The 4,328-nt window shown below is 35.0% G+C and carries 4 protein-coding genes and 1 pseudogene; 3 read left to right on the top strand and 2 right to left on the bottom strand.

From position 1 onward, the window contains the following. Positions 1–913, bottom strand: a 913-nt coding sequence (gene mobV, locus LOK41_RS27455) for a MobV family relaxase (protein WP_241819273.1), incomplete at its 3' end; no start/stop codon positions are given. Positions 914–1,481: 568 nt separating this feature from the next. Between mobV and LOK41_RS27450 the strand changes: the two genes are divergently transcribed. From LOK41_RS27450 to LOK41_RS27440, 3 genes are all read left to right on the top strand, one after another. After that, complete coding sequence (locus LOK41_RS27450; RefSeq protein ID WP_241819272.1) at positions 1,482–2,195, top strand: hypothetical protein; 714 nt, start codon at positions 1,482–1,484, stop codon at positions 2,193–2,195. A gap of 812 nt (positions 2,196–3,007) precedes the next feature. Next, a complete protein-coding gene (locus LOK41_RS27445) occupies positions 3,008–3,535 on the top strand; it encodes a replication/maintenance protein RepL (protein ID WP_241819271.1) in 528 nt (175 codons plus the stop codon). A gap of 168 nt (positions 3,536–3,703) precedes the next feature. Beyond that, positions 3,704–3,928, top strand: coding sequence for a hypothetical protein (locus tag LOK41_RS27440; protein WP_241819270.1), 225 nt, complete (start codon positions 3,704–3,706; stop codon positions 3,926–3,928). Between the two features lie 38 nt (positions 3,929–3,966). On the opposite strand, the pseudogene LOK41_RS27435 reads toward LOK41_RS27440, so the two are convergent. Continuing rightward, positions 3,967–4,328: pseudogene (locus LOK41_RS27435) on the bottom strand (MobV family relaxase); the annotation flags it as partial.

Below are 4,328 nucleotides of genomic sequence, written 5' to 3'. Positions count from 1 at the left end.
GCTTGTCCGTTTCTTTTTCTAGTAAAGCATATTGAAATTCAGCATTATTTGCTCTTCTATCCGCTTCGTAATACTTCTCTTCCAAGTCTTCAATTTTTTCGTTTGCTGCAGCCATTCTTTTTTCAGCTTGATATTGTACTTTCATGCTAGATACAGATAAATCTTTTAATTTCTCAAATTCCTTAGACGGTAATGTGACCTTATCTCCAAACATCGTTTTCTTTGCTGAAGCTTCAATTTTCTTCAGCACTTGTTTTGGCTCTTTAAACACTTTCATTTCTGCGGTCGCATCTGCTTTTTGTTGGTCTTTTTGTCTATGAATTTCATCCGAATGTTTTTTTAAATCTTTCACCGTATCTACACCAATCGTTTTATCGTTTAAAACGCCCCCTTTGTAGATATGCGGTATTTCCTGTTTTAAAAATGTATCTAAATCTTGATGAAAGGTTTTTAAATCCTTTCGTGTTAACACTTCTTTCGCTGAAACCTTTTCCCTCTGCTTTTTCTCGTCCCAAACAACAGGGATAAAGGCAAAGTGCATATGCGGTGTTGTTTCGTCATTGTGAACGTTAGCGGACAACACATTTTTTTCACCACCATAACGATCCGCTAAAAATTCATATGTTTTCTCGAAAAATTGACGTTGTTCCTGTTCAGAAACACCCTTCAAATTTTCTGGCAACGTGACAATCCAATCCGCACACACTTTCAAATCATTTCGCTTCAAAGCATGAACTTCGTTTAAACGCTCATTCATGCGAGAAAGTGTATCTCCTTCTTTTTCGCACAAATCATAATTCAAATCCGACCGCTCATTATCAATGTCTGGATTCGAGTGATTTTCTGTTTTTCTATCCCAGTGAATGGATAGTCCTTGTACATTTCCTTTTGTGTATTTTTGAACGTGAGCCATGAGCGAGAACCCCCTTTTTGGTAACCAGTATAACATGGGGATTAGCTAGAACCAATAATTTGGTCTAGCACGCTATACCAAATTTCATTTGGACGTGCTCTGCGAGGCTTTTCGGCTACGCCGAGCCATGTCTTGCATGGCCAAAAAAAGACCTTGGGCACCGCCCAAACCCGCTGGGGAACTCTTCCCCAGACCCCCTTCATCGAACTCCCCAACCCCTCAATCCTTGAGGGACTCCCTCGCCGGTTGGCGTCCCCAAAACGGTTCGTTTTGAGGAACTTCCGAGAGGTTGGAAAATCAGATGCACGTGTCAATTCCTTAATGCTCCTTTCAGTCCGCTTACCATTGACACTTACCGATTATTATTCCATACATACATTAAATCTTTTGTCATAGATAATGTAACCTTTCCTTTAGAACTTAATATCTTGATTATTCAAATTATTCCAAAAAAATTTTATCAATCAATTTCCAAAATAAAAAAATGATAAATATACTGATTTTTCCAGTAAAGTTTTATATTGTTATATTATGTCGTTAATTAGGCAAAAAAGGGAGGAATTAACAAATGTTCAAAAAAATAGGTACCATTGCGGTTGCTACTGCTTTATTAATTCCATTAGCATCACCAATTACATCTCATGCAGCTGAAAATACAGCTAATCCTATCCAACAAACAAACAATCAATCATTACAATCAATTGATGGATTAGGCAATCAATATTCTGAAGAACAAACTTTAGCAATTATGGATGCCATTTCAACTGTAGATAAATACATTTCAATCCAAGATGGTAAATTAGTAATCGATCCTAATTTCAAAAATGAAGTAGAACCTTTTGTTTATGACCACTACATAAAAGGTTTCAAAAATATTAATCAAGCAATTTCTTCTGGTACTGTAAAAATAAATGAAAATACTCATAAACTCGAAAATTTAAAGTCTCCTACAAATATTATTAATAATCTAGAGGCTAAGCAAATAGATATCCAATATGGATCGAATCAAAGCTACTGGTGGGGTATAGAATTTTATCTTAGTCAAAATGAGGCTCAAAAATTACAAAACAAGTTCGCAGATTCTGCAACTTATTGGTCGTATATCTCCGCTATTGCCGCATTATGTGGCGGTGTAGCTGGAGTTGGCGTTGCAATTGGTGGTGTTATCGCTGCGGTTGGAAATTATTATTTGCATACTGAATTACGTGATAATACAAGTTCTCGTGGTTCAAAACTCGTATTTAAATGGACTCCACCATCTGCATATGCAGTAGCACGTTAACATGTTCTTATTTATTCAATGTATTGTAGCGAGTGTTATTTTTATAATAATTTATTTGTTAACTAAATCACAAGGATCATCTATCATGTATATTTTCTTATCGCTAATTTTAATTGTTATGATATTAACAATAACTATAACAAAGGATTTTAGTGATAAAACATTTTTAATACTACTAATGTCTGAATTAATCATTCTATTTAGCGTTATTAGGAAATTGAATCAAAAATAACTTATGAAAAAACCTAGTTTCATTAGAAACTAGGTTTTTTCATTTCTTAAAAGTATTCCCCCTTGTTTTTGGGTGTAAGTGCTGGTTGGGGGTTTGGGGGCTAGCCCCCTGGAACTTAACGTAACTGAATATGGAGTAAGCTTGTTGCTTAGAACGATAGAACTGGCGGTTCGGCGGGTACAATTGCTAGTCCAAGTCGAGCAACCTAAGTCCTCGTTTTTGGTCTGTTCGGCTTGGCGATATGTCAACCCCCGCCGAATTTCGGAATGCAATGGAGCAAAGGTGGAGATTTTTTGAGTGATTTTCTCAAAAAATACTACCTGACCATTGCGTGGAGAAAAGCCCTCTTTATATAGATATAGAAAGGCATTTAGTAAAAACATAGTAATATCAATAGTTTACGAATTTAGTATGTTGCATGTGGCGAAACATTAATGTTGCATGTGGTGCAACATAGTTTGATACTTTCTATTCAGTTTTTGAAACAACGTGTTGCAAATTAAAATGTAAAATGGTAGAATTCGGTTATGAAACATGTTGTTTCAAAAACTATACATTAATGTATCATAGGAGGTTACATATGTTTTCGGAAAAAGAAAAAAATACAGAAGTTAAATACATAAACATAGAAGACGCTGAAATCTTTGATAGTGCTAATGAAGCCCTAGAAGCTAAAAGAGCAAAAGAAAACGAGAAAAACAAGAATTTCATACAAATCAGTAGAGGTTTAGGCACAAAAGCATTAGCTTATATCATTTCTCAAAATGCAGTTGCAGGACAACTTTACATGTTTTTCATAGAAAATATGGACGTTAATAGTAATAGCATAATGGTTTCACATAAAATTTTAGAAGAAGTTACTGGCAAGTCGAGAACAACAATATTTAGAGCAGTTTCATGTCTAGAAGAAAACGGATTGATCGCTATTGGTAAAGTCGGAAATACAAACGCATATATCCTAAATCCAGAAGTAGCTTGGGCTACAAGCAGAGATAAAAAAGACTTCGTAAATTTCAAAGGTAATATACTTCTTGGTCGTAAAGAAAACGAAGAATTATTTAAGAAATTTGAACATGCAAAATACACTAAAACAAATGTTATGAGGTAATGAGTGAGGTTATCCAAACATTAAAAAAGCGAAAAGAAATAAAAAATGTTCCCTGTATACTGGACACAGAGAACACTTATGCAGATAAGATTCTGACCCCTATTTGCATGTCTCCAGTATGCACAAACCTTTTTTATAAATCAAATACATTTACTGGAGGAAATTATAATGACTGCAAACCAAATGTTAGAAATGATTGTGGAGCAAAGTGTACAAGAATTAGAAAAACCCGAAAATCTTGAGGCATTACATAAACACGAAGACAAATTCACCTTTGAGGAATATGAACAACTTGAAGTAGCAATACTTTTAGAAATGTCGAACATGAAAGAAGAATTTTATAAAGAAGGCTTTAAACAAGGCGTAAAATTCATTTTATCTATGCAAAAATAGAGCAAAAAGCGATGCCCTTATGGTGGGTATCGCTTTTTTTATCGCCCTCTCTCCATATTTTTTCGTGTTTTTGGTCGTCTCTCTTGTTTAGATTGCTCTGATTGGCGTTTTAAGCCCTCTAGGGAGAATTTTCGCTCTTTCCCTAGTATTTTGTCTAGGAACGCTTTTAAACGCTCTATAAAGCCTTCTAAACGCTTCTGAGGGATTGTATTCGCCTTTTTATTCTCTTCCAAGATAGAAAGCCACTGTTCACCTTCCTTTCGGTTTTTCGGCTCATGCCCATTTTCAAGATTAAAAAGGACTAAACGCCCATTCTTTTCAAGTTCACTAATTTCTAAATTTCTGTTTGTATCTTGCAACATGCTCTTATATACAATCGCGTCCGTTCTGTGTTTTTTCA

Origin of the sequence: Bacillus sp. TL12, assembly GCF_022625245.1 — a bacterium.
Lineage (GTDB): Bacteria > Bacillota > Bacilli > Bacillales > Bacillaceae_G > Bacillus_A.
Note: the sequence above shows the minus strand (reverse complement) of the source record. Positions and strands in the feature narration are given on the sequence as shown.

What these genes read in the sequence shown, in the direction of transcription:
- LOK41_RS27450 (WP_241819272.1), top strand. Translation starts at nt 1,482, where the DNA reads ATGTTCAAAAAAATAGGTACCATTGCGGTTGCTACTGCTTTATTAATT.
- LOK41_RS27440 (WP_241819270.1), top strand. Translation starts at nt 3,704, where the DNA reads ATGACTGCAAACCAAATGTTAGAAATGATTGTGGAGCAAAGTGTACAA.
- LOK41_RS27445 (WP_241819271.1), top strand. Translation starts at nt 3,008, where the DNA reads ATGTTTTCGGAAAAAGAAAAAAATACAGAAGTTAAATACATAAACATA.